This window comes from Streptomyces sp. PTY087I2, from assembly GCF_001687325.1.
Lineage (GTDB): Bacteria > Actinomycetota > Actinomycetes > Streptomycetales > Streptomycetaceae > Streptomyces.
Genome location: NZ_LZRD01000011.1, coordinates 155492 through 173301, shown reverse-complemented (window position 1 = coordinate 173301; position 17810 = coordinate 155492). Strand labels below are relative to the sequence as shown.

Sequence of the window (17810 nt, the reverse complement as noted above, 5' to 3'; positions counted from 1 at the left end):
GGCAAGCGGTTACTGGGAGCGACTGTCGGTGCCGTGGGGCATCATCGGGTCTGTGACGCGACGCCTGATGCTCCTCGACACCGCCTCCCTGTACTTCCGCGCCTACTTCGGGGTGCCCGATTCGGTGCGCGCGCCGGACGGGACGCCGGTGAACGCCGTGCGCGGCCTTCTCGACTTCATCGGCCGCCTGGTGCTCGACCACCGGCCGGACGAGCTGGTCGCCTGCTGGGACAACGACTGGCGTCCGCAGTGGCGGGTCGACCTGATCCCGACGTACAAGGCGCACCGGGTCGCCGAGGAGACGCCCGCCGGGCAGACGGACGAGGAGGAGATCCCCGACACGCTGTCCCCGCAGGTCCCGATCATCGAGGACGTGCTGGCGGCGCTCGGGATCGCCCGGGTCGGCGTCACGCCGTACGAGGCGGACGACGTCATCGGCACGCTCACGGCGCGGGCGAAGGGCCCGGTCGACATCGTCACCGGCGACCGGGATCTGTATCAGCTGGTCGACGACGCCCGCCAGGTGCGCGTGCTCTACCCGCTCAAGGGCGTCGGCACGCTCCAGGTGACCGACGAGGCGTGGCTGCGCGAGAAGTACGGCGTGGACGGCGCGGGGTACGTGGATCTGGCGCTGCTGCGCGGCGACCCGAGCGACGGGCTGCCGGGCGTGCCCGGCATCGGCGAGAAGACGGCGGCGAAGCTGCTGGACGCGTACGGCGATCTCGACGGGATCATGGCGGCGGTGGACGACCCGAAGGCGAAGCTGACCCCGTCGCAGCGCAAGCGGCTGGACGAGTCGCGCGCCTATGTCGCCGTGGCGCCGAAGGTGGTCCGGGTGGCCGGGGACGTGCCCCTGCCGGACTTCGATCCGGCGCTGCCGCGCGAGCCGCGCGATCCGGCCGCCCTGGAGGCGCTGGCGGAGCAGTGGGGGCTGGGCGGGGCGATCCAGCGTCTGCTGACGGTCCTTCAGCGCTGAGGGGTCGACCGGGGCTCCGGCCGAGGTGTTAACTTAGGCATACCTAAGTCTTCGAACCAGGGAGTACCTCGTGGCAGAGCGGCCGGCCCGGCAGGGACCCAAGGCCCAGGGGGCGCAGGTCGTGCGCACCGAGCAGATCACCCCGCACATGGTGCGGGTGGTCCTCGGCGGTGAAGGGCTCGCGGACTTCTCCCTCTCCGGCTTCACCGACCACTACATCAAGCTGTGCTTCGCGCCCGAGGGCGCGGACTACGCGCACCCGTTCGACATGGCGGCCATCCGGGAGTCCTACCCGCGCGAGCTGTGGCCCACCACCCGTACGTACACGGTACGTTCGTGGGACCCGGTCGCCCGGGAGATGGCCGTCGACTTCGTCGTGCACGGCGACGAGGGCCTGGCGGGTCCGTGGGCGCAGCGCGCCCAGGTGGGCGAGCAGGTGACCTTCCTCGGCCCCGGCGGCGGCTACGGCCCCGACGCCTCGGCGGACTGGCACCTGCTGGTCGGCGACGAGAGCGCGCTGCCGGCGATCGCGGCGGCCCTGGAGCAGATGCCCGTGGGCGCGCTGGTGCACGCCTTCGTCGAGGTGCCGGACGCCTCGGAGGAGCAGAAGATCGTGACGCCCGACGGGGTGGCCGTGACCTGGCTGCACCGGGGCGACCGCCCCGTCGGCGAGCTGCTGACCGCCGCCGTGAAGGGCCTGGACTTCCCCGAGGGCCAGGTCCAGGCGTTCGTGCACGGCGAGGCGGGCTTCGTGAAGGAGATCCGCCGCTACCTGCGCATGGAACGGCAGATCCCGCTGCCGCAGCTGTCGATCTCGGGCTACTGGCGCCTCGGCCAGAACGACGACGCGTGGCGCGCGGTGAAGCGCGAGTGGAACGAACAGGTGGAACGGGAGCAGGAAGGCGGCCCGTCCGCCGCGTAGCGGCTGAGGGCCGGGCCGCCCGGTTGGCCCGGGTAGCCCGACCTCGCGGCGGCCCGCACACCCGGCCGCTCGGCGCTCGACGTACACCCCCGGACCCCGTCCGCCGCGCATCGCGGCGGACGGGGTCCGTTCGGTCGGGGCGCGGCCCGGCGGCCGGACCCGGCTTCAGACGCCCGGAGCGCCCGCCTCCGCACCGCTGGAACCCCCCGCGTCGCCGGAACCCTCCGCGCCGTCCGGCTCCGGCAGCGGCGCGAAACGCTCGCCGGCTGCGTCGCGCGTCCTCCCGGGGCCGGTCTGCGAAGATCGCGGACATCCGACCAATCCGCACGGCCGCCGGCTCCGAATCACTTCCGGAACCGACGATCGCCCCGGGAGGAAACCCGCGTGAAGGAAGCCGTACACATCAGTGGGGTGCCCTCGCCCGGTCCCGATCTCCAGGAGCTCCTGGTGCGGGTCGCGCGGGGCGACCAGGACGCGTTCGCCTCGGTGTACGACGCGGTGAGCGGGCCCGTGCTCGGCCTGGTCCGCAGCGTGCTGCGCGACCCGGCCCAGTCGGAGGAGGTGGCGCAGGAGGTGCTGGTGGAGGTGTGGCGCACCGCGCCCCGCTTCCAGGCCTCCCGGGGCAGCGCGATGAACTGGGTGCTGACCCTGGCCCACCACCGGGCCGTCGACCGGGTCCGCTCGGCCGAGGCGGCCGCCGCCCGGGAGCACAAGGCGGCTCTGCTGGAGCGGACGCCCGCCTTCGACGAGGTGTCCGAACAGGTCGAGACCCGGCTGGAGAGAGAGCAGGTACGGCGCTGCATGCGCACCCTGTCCGAACTGCAACGGGAGTCGGTGACCCTCGCCTACTACCGGGGCCTGACCTACCGTGAGGTCTCCGAACTCCTCTCCGTGCCGCTGGGCACCATCAAGACACGACTCCGCGACGGCCTCATCCGGCTGCGCGACTGCCTGGGGGTGAGCGCATGAGCACGGCCGAACTGCACACGCTGACCGGGGCCTACGCCCTGCATGCGCTGCCCGAGTCCGAACAGCGGGCGTTCGAACGGCACTTGGAGGACTGCGAGGCCTGCGCCCAGGAGGTGCGGGAGCTGTCGGCCACCGCCGCCCGGCTCGGTCTCGCCGTCGCCGAGACCCCTCCGCGCGCGCTGCGCGAGCGGGTGCTGCGGGAGATCACGACCGTACGCCAGGAGGCTCCGGCGCACGGCAGACGTGAACGGACCGGCGGCCGGGGGCGCACCGGACGGTGGTACGCCTACGCGCTCGCCGCCTGCGTCGCGGCGGCCGCCGCGTTCGGCGGGGTCGCGGTCTGGCAGAACCAGCTGGCGCAGGACGCGCGGCAGGAGGCGAACCAGGCGCAGCGGCAGAACGAGCAGCTGGCGCGCGTGCTCTCCGCCCCGGACGCGAAGACCTCGTCGGGCGAGCTGACGGGCGGCGCACGCGGCACCGTCGTCGTCTCGCAGAGCCAGAACCGCGCGGTGTTCCTGGCCTCCGGCATGGAACGGCCGCCGAGCGGCAAGGTCTACCAGCTCTGGTTCAACGACGAGGGCACGATGCGCTCGGCCGGACTGATGGACCCGAAGGCGAGCGACGACGCGGTCCTGCTGGACGGGCCGGTGGACCGGGCGTCCGGGATGGGCATCACGGTCGAGCCCGCGGGCGGCTCCGCCGAACCGACCTCGGATCCGGTGGCGCTGATGGACTTCCCGACCGCCTGACGTTTCCCCCACAAGTACCGCGTTTCCCCCACGAGTACCGCAAGGGAGCACACGTTCCATGAGTAGTGTCGCGGTGGTGCTGTTCACCTCCGACCTGCGTCTGCACGACCATCCGGTGCTGCGTGCCGCCCTGCGGGACGCGGACGAGGTCGTCCCGCTGTTCGTGCGGGACGACGCCGTCCACCGGGCCGGGTTCGACGCGCCCAACCGGCTGGCGTTCCTCGCGGACTGCCTGGCGGACCTGGACGCCGGACTCCGTGACCGCGGCGGCAGACTGATCGTCCGCCGGGGCGAGAGTGCCCGTGAGGTGAAACGGGTCGTCGAGGAGACCGGGGCGGGCTCCGTGCACATCGCCGCCGGGGTCAGCGGGTACGCGGCCCAGCGCGAGGAACGCGTCCGGGAGGCCCTCGCGGGCACCGGCTGCGAGCTGCGCGTCCATGACGCGGTGGTCACCGCGCTCGCCCCGGGCCGGGTGGTCCCGACGGGCGGCAAGGACCACTTCGCGGTGTTCACCCCGTACTTCCGCCGTTGGGAGGCGGAGGGAGTACGGGGCACACTGGCCGCTCCCCGCACGGTCCGGGTGCCGGACGGCGTGTCCGGCGACACGCTCCCGGACCGGGACACGGCCAAAAACGTCTCCCCCGGTCTCGCGCGGGGCGGCGAGCAGGCGGGCCGCAAGCTGGTGACGTCCTGGCTGCACGGCCCCATGGCCGACTACGAGGACGGCCACGACGACCTGGCCGGCGACGCGACGTCCCGGCTCTCCCCGCATCTGCACTTCGGTACGGTCTCCGCCGCCGAACTGGCCAACCGGGCACGGGAGAAGGGCGGCCCCGGCGGCGAGGCGTTCGTCCGGCAGCTGGCCTGGCGCGACTTCCACCACCAGGTCCTCGCGGCCCGGCCCGACGCCTCCTGGTCCGACTACCGGCCGCGCCACGACCGCTGGCGCTCCGACGAGGACGAGATCGCGGCCTGGAAGTCCGGGCGGACGGGCTATCCGCTGGTGGACGCGGCGATGCGGCAGCTCGCGCACGAGGGCTGGATGCACAACCGGGGCCGGATGCTGGCCGCGAGCTTCCTCACGAAGACGCTGTACGTGGACTGGCGGGTGGGCGCCCGGCACTTCCTGGATCTGCTGGTCGACGGGGACGTGGCGAACAATCAGCTCAACTGGCAGTGGGTGGCGGGCACCGGCACGGACACCCGGCCCAACCGGGTGCTCAACCCGGTGATCCAGGGCAAGCGCTTCGACCCGGACGGCGCTTACGTACGGCGGTGGGTGCCGGAGCTGGCGGAGGTGGAGGGGCCCGCGATCCACGAACCCTGGAAGCTGGAGGGCCTGGACCGGGCGGGCATCGACTATCCCGACCCGGTGGTGGACCTGGCCGAGGCACGGTCCCGCTTCGAACGCGCACGCGGCCTGGACTGACCCGTACGCCCCCCGGAAGGGCCTGTTCCGCGCGGCTGCGGAGCAGGCCCTTCCGGGTACTCACACGCGACGCGGCGGCCGCGGGAAGAAGCCGCTCGTCCGGGCCACATAGGCGTCAAACCCCGGCCGGTCGGCCATATGACGCTCCAGCAGGGCCGCGCCACTGCCCTTGGTCAGCAGGAAGCTCATCACCAGCGGGGCGACGACGGTCGCGGCAGCGGCGGCCGGAGCCTGGCAGACGAAGAGGAACAGGCCCCACCAGACGCAGAAGTCGCCGAAGTAGTTCGGATGGCGGGTCCAGGACCACAGCCCCCGGTCCATGATCTTCCCCTGGTTGGCGGGGTCGGCCTTGAACCGGGCGAGCTGGGCGTCACCGATCGCCTCGAAGGCCAGCCCGACCGCCCACAGCAGCACCCCCGCCCAGGCCCACCACGCCAGGGGCGCGGTGAGGTACTGGGCGGCCTGCACCGGGAGCGAGACGAGCCAGACCAGCGCGCCCTGGAGCAGATACACCTTGCGCAGGGCGTACAGCTGGGGGTTACCGGGGGCCTTGGCCAGCATCTTCGCGTAACGCGGGTCCTCCCCGTGGCCTCTCCCCCGCCGCCCGATGTGGATCGCGAGGCGCAGCCCCCAGATCACGGTCAGCGCGGTGACGAGCAGTCGGCGGGCGTCGTCGCCCTCGCCCGCCGAGAGCCCGTAGGAGACCAGGGCGACGACGGCGAACCCGATGCCCCAGGCGACGTCGACGATCCGGTGCACGCCCTTCTTCAGGGCGACGGCGAAGGTGACGAGCATGACGCCGAGGGCGGCGACGGCCGCGCCCGCGAGCCCGCTCGCGAACGCGGCCCAGGCGAAGCCGCTCACCGCTGCTCCTCAGGACCGCCCGGTGCATACCAGTCACGCCGGGTGGCGGGCATCGCGGCGGATCCGGCCGGGTCGGGGCGTACGGACAGGATCTGGTCGACGCCCATCCGCCGTTCCTCGAACGCGAGCGCGCCACCGACGAGATAGAGCCGCCACACCCGCGCGGTCTCCTCCCCCACCATGGCGACGAACTCCGCCCAGCGCTCCTCCAGCGTGCGCCGCCACGCCTCCACGGTCCGTACGTAGTGCTCGCGCAGCGACTCGACGTCCCGCACCTCCAAGCCGGCCCCTTCCAGCAGGGCGACGGTCTCGCCGAGCGGCCGCATGTGCATGTCGGGGGCGATGTAGGACTCGATGAACGCGCCGCCGCCGGGGGCGGTCGCGCCGCGTGACATCTGCTGGACGAGCACCCGTCCGCGCGGCCGCAGGGAGTCGTGCAGGATGCGGGTGAACGCCGGATACTCGGCGTCCCCGACGTGCTCGCCCATCTCGACGGTGGAGACGGCGTCGTACGCGCCCCGGGTCCCGGGCCGCTCCGCGATGTCCCGGTAGTCGATGTTCAGTACCTCGACGAGATCGCCGAGTCCCCGGCTTTCGACCTGCTGCCGTACGTACGCGGCCTGTTCGGCGGCGAGGGTGACGGCGGTGACGCGGACGCCGTGGCGCTCGGCGGCGTACAGGGTCAGCGAACCCCAGCCGCAGCCGATGTCCAGCAGCCGGGCGCCGGGCCGCAGTCCGAGCTTGCGGCAGATCAGCTCCAGCTTGTCGCGCTGGGCGTCGGCCGGGCCGTAGCCGGGGGCGTCACTGGTCCAGTAGCCGCAGGAGTACGCCATCGTCTCGTCGAGGAGCAGGGCGTAGAAGGCGTTGGACAGGTCGTAGTGGTGGCTGATCGCCGCCCGGTCGCGGGCCTTGCTGTGCAGCTCCCCGCGCAGTCCCGCGCGGGCAGCGGGCACCGGTGGCCGGGGGCCGACCGCGCCGAGGCGCAGGGCGAGGCCGGCCGCCTTGACGCGGTCGGCGAGGGCGGGCGCGGGCGCGGTGAGGCCGCGTTCGCGTACGGCGCGGCGCATGGCGCGCAGCCCGTCGCCGAGATCGGCGTCGAGGTCGATGTCGCCGGTGATGTAGGCCTCGGCGAGGCCGAGTTCGCCCGGCTCCCACAGCAGGCGGCGCAGGGCTCTGCGGGTCCGCACATGGACGGTGGGCGCGTCGCGGGGTCCGGTCTCGCTGCCGTCCCACATCCGTACCCGGACCGGCAGTCCGCCGCCGAGGAACCGCTCGATGAGCGGTTCGACGCGCTGGGCGGCCCCGGTCGGGGTGCGCCGGGCGGGCGGCCTGGTGGCGGAGGTGGTCACGCGGTCTCCTCACGGGTCAGCAGCAGTTGCTGTACGTCGAGATAGCCGGAGCGGAAGCCCGCTTCGGAGTAGGCGAGGTAGAAGGTCCACATCCGGCGGAAGACGGCGTCGAAGCCGAGGGCGTCGACCTCGGCGGCCCGCTCGGTGAACTTCTCGCGCCACAGCCGGAGCGTCTCGGCGTAGTGCGCGCCGAACCGGATGCGCTGGGTGGTGCGCAGCCGGGTGTGCCCGGTGGTGATGCGCTCGACGGCCTCGGTGGAGGGCAGCAGTCCGCCGGGGAAGATGTACTTCTGGATCCAGGTGTACGTGGAGCGGCTGGCGCGCAGCCGGTCGTCGGGCATGGTGATGGCCTGGAGGGCGATCCGGCCGCCGGGGGCGAGCAGCCGGTCCAGGGTCTCGAAGTAGACCGGCCAGAACTCCTCGCCGACCGCCTCGACCATCTCGACGCTGACGATGGCGTCGTAGTCGCCGGTGACCTGGCGGTAGTCGCTCAGCAGCACCTCGACGTGGTTCTCGAAACCGGCTTCGCGGATGCGGGCCCGGGCCAGTTCGCGCTGTTCGGCGGAGAGGGTGACGGTGGTGACCCGGGCGCCCCGGGCAGCCGCGCGGAGGGCCAGTTCGCCCCAGCCGGTGCCGATCTCCAGGAGGCGGGTGCCGTCGGTGACCCCGGCGGCGTCGAGCAGCCGGTCGATCTTGCGGTGCTGGGCGGCGGGCAGCAGGTCGTGGTCGGCGGGGAAGCCGCGGAAGACGGCGGAGGAGTAGGAGAGCGTCTCGTCGAGGAAGAGGGCGAACAGCTCGTTGGACAGGTCGTAGTGGTGGCTGATGTTGTCCCGGGAGCCCTCGGGGGTGTTCAGCTGGGCGGCGGGCCTGCGCAGCTGCCAGACGCGGCGCAGGCGTTGCAGCGGCCGGGGGACGAGACCGGCGGCGTTGTCGGCGAGGACCGTCAGCACGGCGACGAGGTCGGGCGCGTCCCACTCGCCGGCCATGTAGGACTCGCCGAAGCCGATGAGTCCGCTCGCGCCGATCCGCCGGAAGAAGGCGTCGGGGTCGCGGATGTCCATGAGCGGCCCGCCGAGGCCGATGTCGTCCCGGCCCGCGAGCCGGGCGCGCAGGGGGAGCCGGCCGAGCGCGCGGCGGACGATGCGTTCGGCGACGGCGGTCCGGGCGCGGGAGACCCGGGGCAGGGTGACGATGTCGGGCCAGCGTTCCGGGTCGGTCCCGGGGGTGTGCTCTGCCGGCAGCGCCGAGGTGGGAGCGGTCACTGCATGCCTTCCTGTGTGCGGTGCGGGGGACGGGGCTGCACGGGGAGCCCGCGCAGATACAGCCGGACGCCGTGCAGGCGGATCGCGGCGGAGACGAGGACGGTGGAGAGGGGGTGGCGCAGGGCGAGGCGCACCAGCTCCCGGGGGGTGGCAGGCCGGCGCCCTCCGCGGACGGTCGCGGTGAACGGGCGGCCGCCGTCGCGCTCCAGATGGACGCTCAGGTCGAGCCGGCAGCCGGGCTCGGGCAGCCGCATCCGGTAGCCGCCGTCCACGGGGAAGAACGGCGAGACGTAGAACTCCTTGCCCGTCACGGCTCGGTCCTTCCCGTCGGGGCGCAGAAGGTAGCCGTGCCGTCCGCCGTACGTGTTGTGCACCTCGGCGACGACGCAGAGGGGACTGCCGTCGGCGCGGTGGCACCAGTAGACGGTGATCGGGTTGAAGACGTATCCGAACACCCGGGCCTGGGTGAGCATGGTGACGGTGCCGTCGTCGCCCAGCTCCACGCCCCGGGCCCGCAGGAAGCGTTCGAGACCGGCCCGGATGGTGGGGGCGGTGCCGCCGAAGTGGTCACGGGCGTCGAACCGGGCCAGCGGCCGCAGGGCGCGCGGCAGCCGGGGCGGCCGGTCGGGGTCGATCAGCCACAGATAGGTCCGGTGCCGGAACGCGTACTTCGTGGGCCGGTTCCGTACGTGCGTGATCGTGCACGGGTAGAGGGCGCTCACCAGGTCACCCCCAGTGCGGCGGCGGCCGCGGCCCCCGAACGGCAGCCGTCCTCGTGGAAGCCCCAGCCGTGGTAGGCCCCCGCGTAGGCGGTGACGGGACCGGACAGACCGGGCAGCCGGCTCTGGGCCGCGACCGACTCGGGGGTGTAGACGGGATGCTCGTAGACCATGCGGGCACGAACGCTCTCCGGATCGACGCGGTCGGCGCCGTTCAGGGTGACGACGAAGGTGTCCGGGGCGCCGAGCCGCTGGAGCCGGTTCATGTCGTAGCTGACGGTCACCCGGTCGGCGTCGGCGGCGCACGAGGGCATCAGGTAGTTCCAGGAGGCCCTGGCCCCTCGGGCGCGCGGCAGCAGCGTGGTGTCCGTGTGCAGCAGGGTCGGGTTGCGGGAGTACCGGAACGCGCCGAGTGTGCCGCGCTCGGCGTCGGTCGGGTCGGCGAGCAGTCGCAGCGCCTGGTCGGGGTGGGTGGCGATGACCACGGAGTCGTACGGGGTGGTCGTGCCGTCCTCGGTGGTGATGTCGACGCCGTCCGTGTGCCGGGTGACGGCCCGGACCGGGGTCGCGGTGTGCACGGCGGCGAGCTGCTTGACGACGAGGTCGACGTAGGCGCGGGACCCGCCGGTGACGGTGCGCCAGACCGGGGAGCCGCCGATGGTGAGCATGCCGTGGTGGTCGAGGAACCGGAACAGATAGCGCGCGGGATAGCGCAGGGCGGTGACCGGGTCGCAGGACCAGACGGCGGAGACCATGGGGGTGAGGAAGTGGGCGTGGAAGTACGGCGAGAAGCGGCCGCGCCGGGCGAACTCCCCCAGCGTCATGCCGCTCGTCGCACCCTCCGGCAGCTCCAGGAGGGCCCGGGCGGCACGGTGGAAGCGCGGCACCTCGGCGAGCATCCGCAGATAGGGGCCGCGCACGGCGGAACGCGGCTGCGCGAACAGCCCGGCGGGCCCACGCGCCCCGGCGTACTCCAGTCCGCACCCCTCGCACCGTACGGACATCGACATCTCGGACTCCTGGGTGGCGACGCCGAGTTCGTCGAAGAGCCGCAGCAGGTGGGGGTAGGTCCGCCGGTTGTGCACGATGAACCCGGAGTCGACGCGGTGCACCCGGCCGTCGGACGCGCCCAGCTCGTGGGTGTGGGCGTGGCCGCCGACGCGGTCGTCGGCCTCGTACAGCGTCACCTCGTGGGCGTCGCGGAGAACGTGGGCGGCGGTCAGTCCCGCCACCCCTGCTCCCACCACGGCCGTACGCCGCCGTTCCCCTGCCATTCCGGCTCCCTCCGGTCCTTCCCCGCCTGGTCGGAGCGCCCCTGGAGCGCCCCTCACGTGGCATTCGTGGCCGGAGGACGAACGGATTGGTCGATCACCGCATCTGCTCCGAACGAGTGAATGAAGAGCCTGCGACCAATCCACCGACCGCCCCGGCGCCGAACCCCCTGTGTCAGAACAAACCGCTCTCCGCACGACTCTTCCGATCCAGGAGAAACGCCATGAACACGCTCCTCTTCCGCCGCGCAGCCGTCGCCGTGTCCGCAGCGGCCGTGCTGCCGCTGACGCTGACCGCCTGCTCGTCGGACGACTCCTCCAAGGACTCGGCGGCCGGCTCCACGCCCAGCTCGTCCGCGCCGGCGAGCCCCTCGGCCGACGACTCGGCGACGATGAACGAGCCGTTCGGACCGGCCTGTTCATCGGTGCCGAAGGAAGGCGCGGGCTCGTTCGACGGCATGGCGAAGGACCCGGTCGCCACGGCCGCCTCGAACAACAAGGAGCTGTCGACGCTGGTGGCCGCCGTGAAGCAGGCGGGCCTGGTGGACACGCTCAACAACGCGGAGAACATCACGGTGTTCGCCCCGACCAACGACGCCTTCGCGAAGATCCCGAAGGCCGACCTGGACGCGCTGCTGGCCGACAAGGCCGAGCTCACCAAGGTGCTGACCTACCACGTGGTGGGCGAGAAGCTGACGCCGCAGCAGCTGGAGAAGGGGTCCTTCGACACCCTGGAGAAGAGCAGGCTGACGACGGCCGGCTCGGGCACGGAGTACACCGTGAACGACTCCTCGAAGGTCGTCTGCGGCAATGTCCCGACCGCCAACGCGACGGTCTACATCGTCGACACGGTCCTGAGGCAGCCGCGTGCACCGCGGCTGCCCGCCCCTCGTCGTACCCGGGAAAAATCCGCCCGAAATGTACACATAAGCGCTGGATAAGCGCACTATGGAGGTAGGGGCGCCTGCCGCATCCATCCGCACAGCGGCAGGGCCCGCAGGACCGAAGGAGACGAAATCTCATGAGCAACGTCTCACACGCGAGGAGTGACTTGTCGGGTCACCCCGACGCCTCCGAAATGCGTGCGCGGTACGACCGCGTGATGGGCGGCCGCGATGTGGCGCTGGTGGACGCGCCGGTGTTCCTCGTCGGCCTCTACTGCGCCGTTTCCCCGTGGGTGCTCCACTTCACGGCGAACCAGCCGGCCCTGGTCACGCACAACCTGGTGATGGGTATCGCCATCGCGGTACTGGCTCTCGGCTTCACCGTGATGCCCGAGCGCATGTACGGCCTGAGCTGGGCGATGTGCGCCATCGGGGCGTGGATCATCGTGTCGACCTGGGTGGTGGGCAACAGCCCGGACGCCGGAATCGTGATCAACAACATCATCGTCGGCGGACTGACGGTACTGCTGGGCATGGTCTGCGCGGGAGCAACGGCCAGAACCCGCAGCACGTAAGACCGGCACAACCGCCCCCGGCCCCACTTCCAGCCCCTCCGGCGCTTGAGGAGCGGGCCCGGGGCGGGAGCCCCACCCTTCCAGCCCCTCCGGCCCTTCCAGCCCCTCCGGCGCTTGAGGAGCGGGGCCCGGGGCGGAGCCCCACCCACCCAGCCCCTCCGGCGTTTGAGGAGCGGGGTCCGGGGCAGCGCCCCGGTTTCGGGAAGGGGCGGGTAGGGGAACAGGCCCGCCGCAGGCGCCCCGCACCCGCACCCCCACCCGGCACCACCCTCCGCTCACCCCACCGAGCTGTACGCCACCACCCCCCGCAACACCGCATCCACCGCCTTACGCGCACTCTTCGCCACGCCGGAGGCTCCCTCCCCCGCCTCCCGAGGCGCCGCCGCGGCCACCTGCCCCAGCACATCGATCACCTGCTTGCACCACCGCACGAAGTCCCCCGCCGGCATCTCCGCCTCGCGCAGCACCTCGTCCAGCGTCCGGCCGGAGGCCCACATGTAGACCGCCCAGGCGAAACCGAGATCGGGCTCGCGCTGCCCGACCCCTTCCGTCTGGTTGATCTTGAAGTCCTCCTCCAGGGCATCCAGCCGCCCCCAGATCCGCACCATCTCGCCCATGGCGACCTTGGCAGGCCCGGACGGCAGCTTCGGCGCGACCGCGTCATCGGCCTGCCGCGCCTCATAGACCAACGCCGAGACGCAAGCAGCCAGTTCAGCGGGGTTGAGCCCTTCCCAGACCCCCTCGCGCAGACACTCGCTGGCGAGCAGGTCCAGCTCCCCGTACAGCCGGGCCAGCCGCCGCCCGTTCGCGGTGACCTCGTTGCCCCGGAGGTAGTCCAGCTCGGTGAGGAGCGCGACGATCCGGTCGAAGGTCCGGGCGATCGTGTTCGTCCGCCCCTCGATCCGCTTCTCCAGCTGCCGGGTGTCCCGCTGGAGCCGGTGGTAGCGCTCGGCCCACCGCGCGTGGTCCTCCCGCTCGTCGCACCCGTGGCAGGGGTGCGCGCGCAGCTCGGCCCGCAGCCGGGCGATCTCGCGGTCGTCGGCGGCCGGCGCCCGCCCCTTGCGGTGCCGGTCGGGCACAATGTGCCCGGCCTTGGACCGCAGCGCGGAGGCCAGATCGCGCCGGGACTGCGGCGAGCGCGGGTTGAACGACTTCGGAACGCGCATCCGGTCCAGCGCCTCCACCGGCACCGGGAAGTCCATCGAAGCCAGCCGCTTCACCTGCCGCTCGGCTGTCAGCACCAGCGGCCGCGGCCCGTCGTGGTGGTCGAACCCGCGGTGCCCGTTGGCCCGCCCGGCGGGCAGCCCCGGGTCCAGCACCAGCGCGAGCCCCGCGAACTTCCCCGTCGGGACATGGATGACATCGCCCGGCTTCAGCTTCTCCAGGGACGAGGCCGCCGCCGCCCGCCGCTGCGCCGCGCCCTGCTTGGCCAGCTCCGTCTCGCGGTCCTTGAGGTCGCGGCGCAGCCGCGCGTACTCCTCGAAGTCCCCGAGGTGGCAGGTCATGCCCTCCTTGTAGCCCTCCAGGCCCTCCTCGTTGCGCTGCACCTGCCGGGAGATCCCGACAACGGACTTGTCGGCCTGGAACTGGGCGAACGAGGTCTCCAGCAGTTCCCGCGACCGGTGCCGCCCGAACTGCTGCACCAGGTTGACCGCCATGTTGTACGAGGGGCGGAAGCTGGAGCGCAGCGGATACGTACGCGTGCCCGCGAGGCCGGCCAGCGCCGTCGGGTCCAGGCCGCGCTGCCAGAGGACCACCGCATGGCCCTCGACGTCGATGCCGCGGCGTCCGGCCCGGCCGGTGAGCTGGGTGTACTCGCCGGGGGTGATGTCGGCGTGCTGCTCGCCGTTCCACTTGACGAGCTTCTCCAGCACCACCGAGCGCGCGGGCATGTTGATGCCGAGCGCCAGGGTCTCGGTGGCGAAGACGGCCTTCACCAGGCCCTTGACGAACAGCTCCTCGACGACCTCCTTGAACGTCGGCAGCATGCCCGCGTGATGCGCGGCGATGCCCCGCTCCAGGCCTTCGAGCCATTCGTAGTAGCCCAGGACGTGCAGGTCCTCGCCGGGGATGGACGCGGTCCGCTCCTCGACGATCTCGCGGACCAGCCGGCGGTTGTCCTCGTCGTTGAGCCGGAGTCCGGCGTACAGACACTGCTGGACGGCGGCCTCGCAGCCGGCCCGGCTGAAGATGAACGTGATCGCGGGGAGCAGCCCCTCGTTGTCCAGCCGCTCGATGACCTCGGGCCTGCCGGGCGTCCAGATCCGGCCGCGCTGGCGCCGCTCGCGCTCCCGGTCGGCCTCGCGCACCATCTTGCCCCGGCGGCGGTCACGCGGGTTGTAGGTGTTCTGGCTCTCCTGGCGGGCGAGCCGGACCAGGTCCGGGTTGACCTCGCGGCGTCCGGCGCCCCGGCCCCCGTGGTCGGTCCCCTCCTCGAAGAGGTCGTACATCCGGCGCCCGGCCATCACGTGCTGCCACAGCGGCACGGGCCGGTGCTCGGAGACGATCACCTCGGTGTCGCCGCGCACGGTGTCCAGCCAGTCGCCGAACTCCTCCGCGTTGGACACGGTGGCCGACAGGGAGACCAGGGTCACCGACTCCGGGAGGTGAATGATCACTTCCTCCCACACCGCGCCCCGGAAGCGGTCGGAGAGGTAGTGCACCTCGTCCATGACCACATAGCCGAGCCCGGACAGCGACTGGGAGCCCGCGTACAGCATGTTCCGCAGGACCTCGGTGGTCATCACGACCACCGGCGCCTCGGAGTTGACGCTGTTGTCGCCGGTCAGCAGACCGACCTTGTCCGCGCCGTACCGCTTCACCAGGTCGGCGTACTTCTGGTTCGAGAGCGCCTTGATCGGCGTGGTGTAGAAGCATTTGCGGCCCTGCTCCAGGGCCAGGTGCACGGCGAACTCGCCGACGATCGTCTTGCCCGACCCGGTGGGGGCCGCGACCAGCACCCCCTTGCCCGCCTCCAGGGCCTGGCAGGCCTCGATCTGGAACGGGTCCAGGCCGAACTCGTACATCTCCCGGAAAGGCCCGAGGGCCGTCGCCATCTCGGCCGCACGGGCGCGGGATGCCTGGTATCGCTCAGCTGGTGAGAGGTCCTCTGTCATCTTGGCTACGAGCCTACCCGTCGCCTCCGACAGTCAGCCCGATCTTTAAATCCCCTTGGGCTTCGACCGGCCGGCCCTCGGTCAGGGCCCGGTGAGCACGCGTACGGCCCCCGGTACGCAGGTGGCGGCGAGCGGCAGCGCGCCCATCGGTTCGCCGTCCGCGTACGCCGTGATCCCGGCCGCCGCCAGCTCGATCGAGGAGACCCGGTGCACGGTGACGGCGGGGTGGCTCAGATGTGTGCCCTTGTAGACCTTCGGGAAGACCTTGAGCAGCTCGGTGCGGGTGCACTCGCCGACCACGGTCACATCGAAGAGCCCGTCGTCCATCTCGGCGTCGGCGCAGATCCGCATGCCTCCGCCGTACGTGGTCCCGTTCCCCACCGCGATGAGGGTGGCCTCGATCTCGGTGGCCTCTCCCCCGTCGAGCCGGATCCGGTACGGGATCGGCTTGAAGGCGGCCAGTTCGGCGAGGATCGCGAGGTCGTACTTGAACCGGCCGCCGACGAGGCGCATCCGGTTGCCCCGGTCGTTGACCCGGGAGTCGAAGCCGGAGGCGAGGACGGTGCCGAACCAGCGGTCCCCGACCCGGCCCAGGTCGATCTCGCGGTGGCCGCCGTCCTTGAGGGCCCGCGCGGCCAGCCGTCCGGCGGCGGCCGGGTCGCGGATCGGCAGCCCCAGGGCGCGGGCGAAGTCGTTGCCGGTACCGACGGCGACGACCCCGAGCGGGGTGGCGGTCCCGGCGACAGCCTGGAGGGCGAGGGACATCAGCCCGTCCCCGCCCACGGCTATGAGTGCCCCGGTCCCGGCCGCGACGGCCTCGCGGGCCCGGCGCAGGGCGTCGTCGGCGTCCTCGCCCAGCACCGTACGGACGGAGAATCCGGCGTCCCGCAACGCGGAAGCGGCCGGCTGCGCGGCGTGCGCGCCCCGGCCGCGTCCCGCGGTGGGATTGACGAAGAGGGTGATCTCGCTGGTCACCCGCCGGACCCTACAAGGTCAGGTGATGTCGTCGTAACCGTTCAGCCGGTGTGATCCGGGCCCGTCCGCCTCACCGGTGTTCTGCTCGGGCAGCGTGGGGCGGGAGGAGGAGACGTTCTCCACGCGGCCGACGGGCTCGGGGGTCAGATCGAGATCCGAGGCCTCGTCGTCGCTCAGCTCGGCGTCGGGGTTCTTCCGGTGGCGGCGCTTGTCGTTGAGCAGGGAGAAGCCGACGGCGATGAAGTAGAGGAGCGCGAGCGGCCCGGCCAGCAGCAGCATCGAGATGGGCTCGCCACCGGGCGTGGCGAAGGCGGCGAAAACGGTGAGGCCGACGATCATCCCGCGCCACCAGCCGAGCATCCGCTTGCCTGTGATGACGCCCGTCATGTTCAGCGCGATGAGCAGCAAGGGCAGCTCGAAGGCAAGCCCGAAGACGATGACCATGCGGACGAGCAGATCCAGATAACTGTCGAGCCCGATCTGGTTCTGTACGTCGTCGGGACTGAAGCCGAGCATGATCTCGGCGGTCTGCGGCAGGATCGCGTAGGCGAGGTAGCCACCGGCCGCGAAGAGCGGGGCGCCGACGACCGCGAAGGCGTAGGCGTAGCGCTTCTCGCCCTTGTGCAGCCCCGGGGCCACGAACGCCCAGAGCTGGTAGAGCCAGATCGGGGTGGCCAGCAGCACACCGGACATCAGCGCGACCTTGAGCGCGTTGGTGAACGGTCCGATCAGCGTGTCGGTCTTCAGCAGGGCACAGGACTTGCCGTCGACGGTGGTGACCACACCGTTCTTGCAGCCGACGGATTCCTGAATGGGGGCCAGAAGGAACTCGTAGATCTCCTTCTGGTAGAACGCCGCGACGATCATCACCACGACGATCGCCAGGACGGCCTTCAGCAGCCGGTTACGCAGCTCACGCAGGTGATCGAGGAGAGGCATCCGCCCCTCGTCGTCCTTCTCCTGCTTGCGGGCAGACTTGAGCAACCCACTTCCCTCGTCTCGTGCGGCGGCTGTCGGCGGAGCGCGTCGGCGGTCAGCTCTGGGTGGTGGGCTTGGCCTCGTTGACCGGGCGGGAGCTGGTGACGTCTCCCGGCGCGGCCTGGATGGTGCGCGCGGTGGTGGACTGCGGGGGGACCGTGTCGTCGGCGGTCTCCGTGGTGGGCGTCGCGGTCGCCGCGTCGTCCTTCTTCATGGCCTTGGCCTCGCTCTTGAGGATGCGGGCCGACTTGCCGAGCGAGCGCGCCATGTCGGGGAGCTTCTTGGCACCGAAGAGCAGCAGGATGACAGCGATGATCAGAACGATCTCGAGGGGCTTCAGATTGCCGATCATGTGCGACTTCCTTCTCACTGAGGCGGCTGGTGGGTGGGCTCGCTACCCGTTCGACCGGGCATACGTCCGATCGTTGCGCTTGGCAGCGATCGTAACCCGCGGGGGTAAACGCGAGGCAATGCCCGTGCGTACTCCGGCTTGCGGCCCCGCACCTCCCTGCCTGGGGCGACCCATGCAGCGTACCCCCCTGAACTGTGGGGCATCAGGCCCCCGGCCCGTTATCGCAGGCCGTCACCGGTGGCCGCGAGGCGGGTGGCGGCCCGCTCCAGGTCCTCCGACGCGCGGTTGATGCGCTCGGTGGTGTCGGTGACCTGCCGGCCGAGGCGCTGGGCCTCGACGAAGACCTTGATGCCGAGCACGCCGAGCACGGCGATGCCCAGGAATCCGAGGGCGATGGCGAGCATGGGCCAGAACATACGG

At 71.9% G+C, this 17810-nt stretch carries 16 protein-coding genes and 1 pseudogene; 7 read left to right on the top strand and 10 right to left on the bottom strand.

All coding sequences use genetic code 11. The annotated features are described in order from the left end of the window. Positions 1 to 67 precede the first annotated feature (67 nt). The 5 genes from A3Q37_RS14620 (at position 68) to A3Q37_RS14600 (ending at position 5045) form a co-directional block, all read left to right on the top strand. Positions 68 to 976, top strand: a complete 909-nt coding sequence (locus A3Q37_RS14620) for a 5'-3' exonuclease (RefSeq protein WP_065484154.1) — start codon at positions 68 to 70, stop codon at positions 974 to 976. A gap of 70 nt (positions 977 to 1046) precedes the next feature. Then, on the top strand, positions 1047 to 1898 hold the full coding sequence (locus A3Q37_RS14615) for a siderophore-interacting protein (RefSeq protein WP_065483841.1): 852 nt from the start codon (positions 1047 to 1049) through the stop codon (positions 1896 to 1898). Between the two features lie 384 nt (positions 1899 to 2282). Continuing rightward, the gene (locus A3Q37_RS14610; RefSeq protein ID WP_030712278.1) at positions 2283 to 2867 is read left to right on the top strand and encodes a sigma-70 family RNA polymerase sigma factor; all 585 of its coding nucleotides are present in this window, start codon (positions 2283 to 2285) and stop codon (positions 2865 to 2867) included. Further along, positions 2864 to 3616, top strand: a complete 753-nt coding sequence (locus tag A3Q37_RS14605; protein ID WP_065483838.1) for an anti-sigma factor domain-containing protein — start codon at positions 2864 to 2866, stop codon at positions 3614 to 3616. Before A3Q37_RS14610 ends, A3Q37_RS14605 begins: the two co-directional genes overlap by 4 nt. 58 nt (positions 3617 to 3674) lie before the next feature. Next, the gene (locus A3Q37_RS14600) at positions 3675 to 5045 is read left to right on the top strand and encodes a deoxyribodipyrimidine photo-lyase (RefSeq protein ID WP_065483835.1); all 1371 of its coding nucleotides are present in this window, start codon (positions 3675 to 3677) and stop codon (positions 5043 to 5045) included. 60 nt (positions 5046 to 5105) lie between these two features. Here A3Q37_RS14600 and A3Q37_RS14595 read toward each other — a convergent pair whose 3' ends face one another. The 5 genes from A3Q37_RS14595 to A3Q37_RS14575 are packed head-to-tail and all read right to left on the bottom strand — an operon-like array spanning position 5106 to position 10513. Continuing rightward, positions 5106 to 5909: a DUF1295 domain-containing protein gene (locus A3Q37_RS14595; protein ID WP_065483832.1), complete on the bottom strand. Its 804-nt coding sequence runs from the start codon at positions 5907 to 5909 to the stop codon at positions 5106 to 5108. Beyond that, positions 5906 to 7258 carry a cyclopropane-fatty-acyl-phospholipid synthase family protein gene (locus A3Q37_RS14590; protein ID WP_065483829.1) on the bottom strand — a complete coding sequence of 451 codons (1353 nt, stop codon included), beginning with the start codon at positions 7256 to 7258 and terminating at the stop codon, positions 5906 to 5908. The genes A3Q37_RS14595 and A3Q37_RS14590 overlap by 4 nt, the downstream gene beginning before the upstream one ends. Continuing rightward, on the bottom strand, positions 7255 to 8520 hold the full coding sequence (locus A3Q37_RS14585; protein WP_065483826.1) for a cyclopropane-fatty-acyl-phospholipid synthase family protein: 1266 nt from the start codon (positions 8518 to 8520) through the stop codon (positions 7255 to 7257). Before A3Q37_RS14585 ends, A3Q37_RS14590 begins: the two co-directional genes overlap by 4 nt. Further along, on the bottom strand, positions 8517 to 9242 hold the full coding sequence (locus A3Q37_RS14580) for a DUF1365 domain-containing protein (RefSeq protein ID WP_065483823.1): 726 nt from the start codon (positions 9240 to 9242) through the stop codon (positions 8517 to 8519). Before A3Q37_RS14580 ends, A3Q37_RS14585 begins: the two co-directional genes overlap by 4 nt. Continuing rightward, positions 9239 to 10513 (bottom strand): NAD(P)/FAD-dependent oxidoreductase, encoded by a 1275-nt coding sequence (locus A3Q37_RS14575; RefSeq protein ID WP_065483820.1) that lies wholly within the window; start codon positions 10511 to 10513, stop codon positions 9239 to 9241. Before A3Q37_RS14575 ends, A3Q37_RS14580 begins: the two co-directional genes overlap by 4 nt. A gap of 221 nt (positions 10514 to 10734) precedes the next feature. Between A3Q37_RS14575 and A3Q37_RS14570 the strand changes: the two are divergent. Beyond that, positions 10735 to 11379: pseudogene (locus A3Q37_RS14570) on the top strand (fasciclin domain-containing protein); the annotation flags it as partial. Positions 11380 to 11531: 152 nt separating this feature from the next. Continuing rightward, a complete protein-coding gene (locus A3Q37_RS14565) occupies positions 11532 to 11969 on the top strand; it encodes an SPW repeat protein (protein WP_065483816.1) in 438 nt (145 codons plus the stop codon). 275 nt (positions 11970 to 12244) lie between these two features. Here A3Q37_RS14565 and A3Q37_RS14560 read toward each other — a convergent pair whose 3' ends face one another. The 5 genes from A3Q37_RS14560 to A3Q37_RS14540 all read right to left on the bottom strand — a co-directional run bounded on the left by A3Q37_RS14560 (position 12245) and on the right by A3Q37_RS14540 (position 17806). Next, the gene (locus A3Q37_RS14560) at positions 12245 to 15085 is read right to left on the bottom strand and encodes an RNA helicase (protein WP_065483813.1); all 2841 of its coding nucleotides are present in this window, start codon (positions 15083 to 15085) and stop codon (positions 12245 to 12247) included. Positions 15086 to 15166: 81 nt separating this feature from the next. Beyond that, positions 15167 to 16060, bottom strand: coding sequence for a diacylglycerol kinase (locus A3Q37_RS14555; protein WP_065483810.1), 894 nt, complete (start codon positions 16058 to 16060; stop codon positions 15167 to 15169). An 18-nt stretch (positions 16061 to 16078) separates the two neighbouring features. After that, positions 16079 to 17044 carry a twin-arginine translocase subunit TatC gene (tatC, locus tag A3Q37_RS14550; RefSeq protein ID WP_065483807.1) on the bottom strand — a complete coding sequence of 322 codons (966 nt, stop codon included), beginning with the start codon at positions 17042 to 17044 and terminating at the stop codon, positions 16079 to 16081. A 49-nt stretch (positions 17045 to 17093) separates the two neighbouring features. Further along, positions 17094 to 17390 carry a Sec-independent protein translocase subunit TatA gene (gene tatA, locus A3Q37_RS14545; protein ID WP_065483803.1) on the bottom strand — a complete coding sequence of 99 codons (297 nt, stop codon included), beginning with the start codon at positions 17388 to 17390 and terminating at the stop codon, positions 17094 to 17096. A 218-nt stretch (positions 17391 to 17608) separates the two neighbouring features. Further along, entirely contained in the window at positions 17609 to 17806 is a 198-nt protein-coding gene (locus A3Q37_RS14540) for a hypothetical protein (RefSeq protein WP_006123367.1), read from the bottom strand. Between the last annotated feature and the right edge of the window lie 4 nt (positions 17807 to 17810).

Excerpts from the sequence above, each read along its gene's own strand:
- A3Q37_RS14560 (WP_065483813.1), bottom strand. The coding sequence starts at position 15,085 with ATGACAGAGGACCTCTCACCAGCTGAGCGATACCAGGCATCCCGCGCC.
- A3Q37_RS14600 (WP_065483835.1), top strand. The coding sequence starts at position 3,675 with ATGAGTAGTGTCGCGGTGGTGCTGTTCACCTCCGACCTGCGTCTGCAC.
- A3Q37_RS14540 (WP_006123367.1), bottom strand. The coding sequence starts at position 17,806 with ATGTTCTGGCCCATGCTCGCCATCGCCCTCGGATTCCTGGGCATCGCC.
- A3Q37_RS14605 (WP_065483838.1), top strand. The coding sequence starts at position 2,864 with ATGAGCACGGCCGAACTGCACACGCTGACCGGGGCCTACGCCCTGCAT.
- A3Q37_RS14575 (WP_065483820.1), bottom strand. The coding sequence starts at position 10,513 with ATGGCAGGGGAACGGCGGCGTACGGCCGTGGTGGGAGCAGGGGTGGCG.
- A3Q37_RS14620 (WP_065484154.1), top strand. The coding sequence starts at position 68 with ATGCTCCTCGACACCGCCTCCCTGTACTTCCGCGCCTACTTCGGGGTG.
- A3Q37_RS14565 (WP_065483816.1), top strand. The coding sequence starts at position 11,532 with ATGAGCAACGTCTCACACGCGAGGAGTGACTTGTCGGGTCACCCCGAC.
- tatA (WP_065483803.1), bottom strand. The coding sequence starts at position 17,390 with ATGATCGGCAATCTGAAGCCCCTCGAGATCGTTCTGATCATCGCTGTC.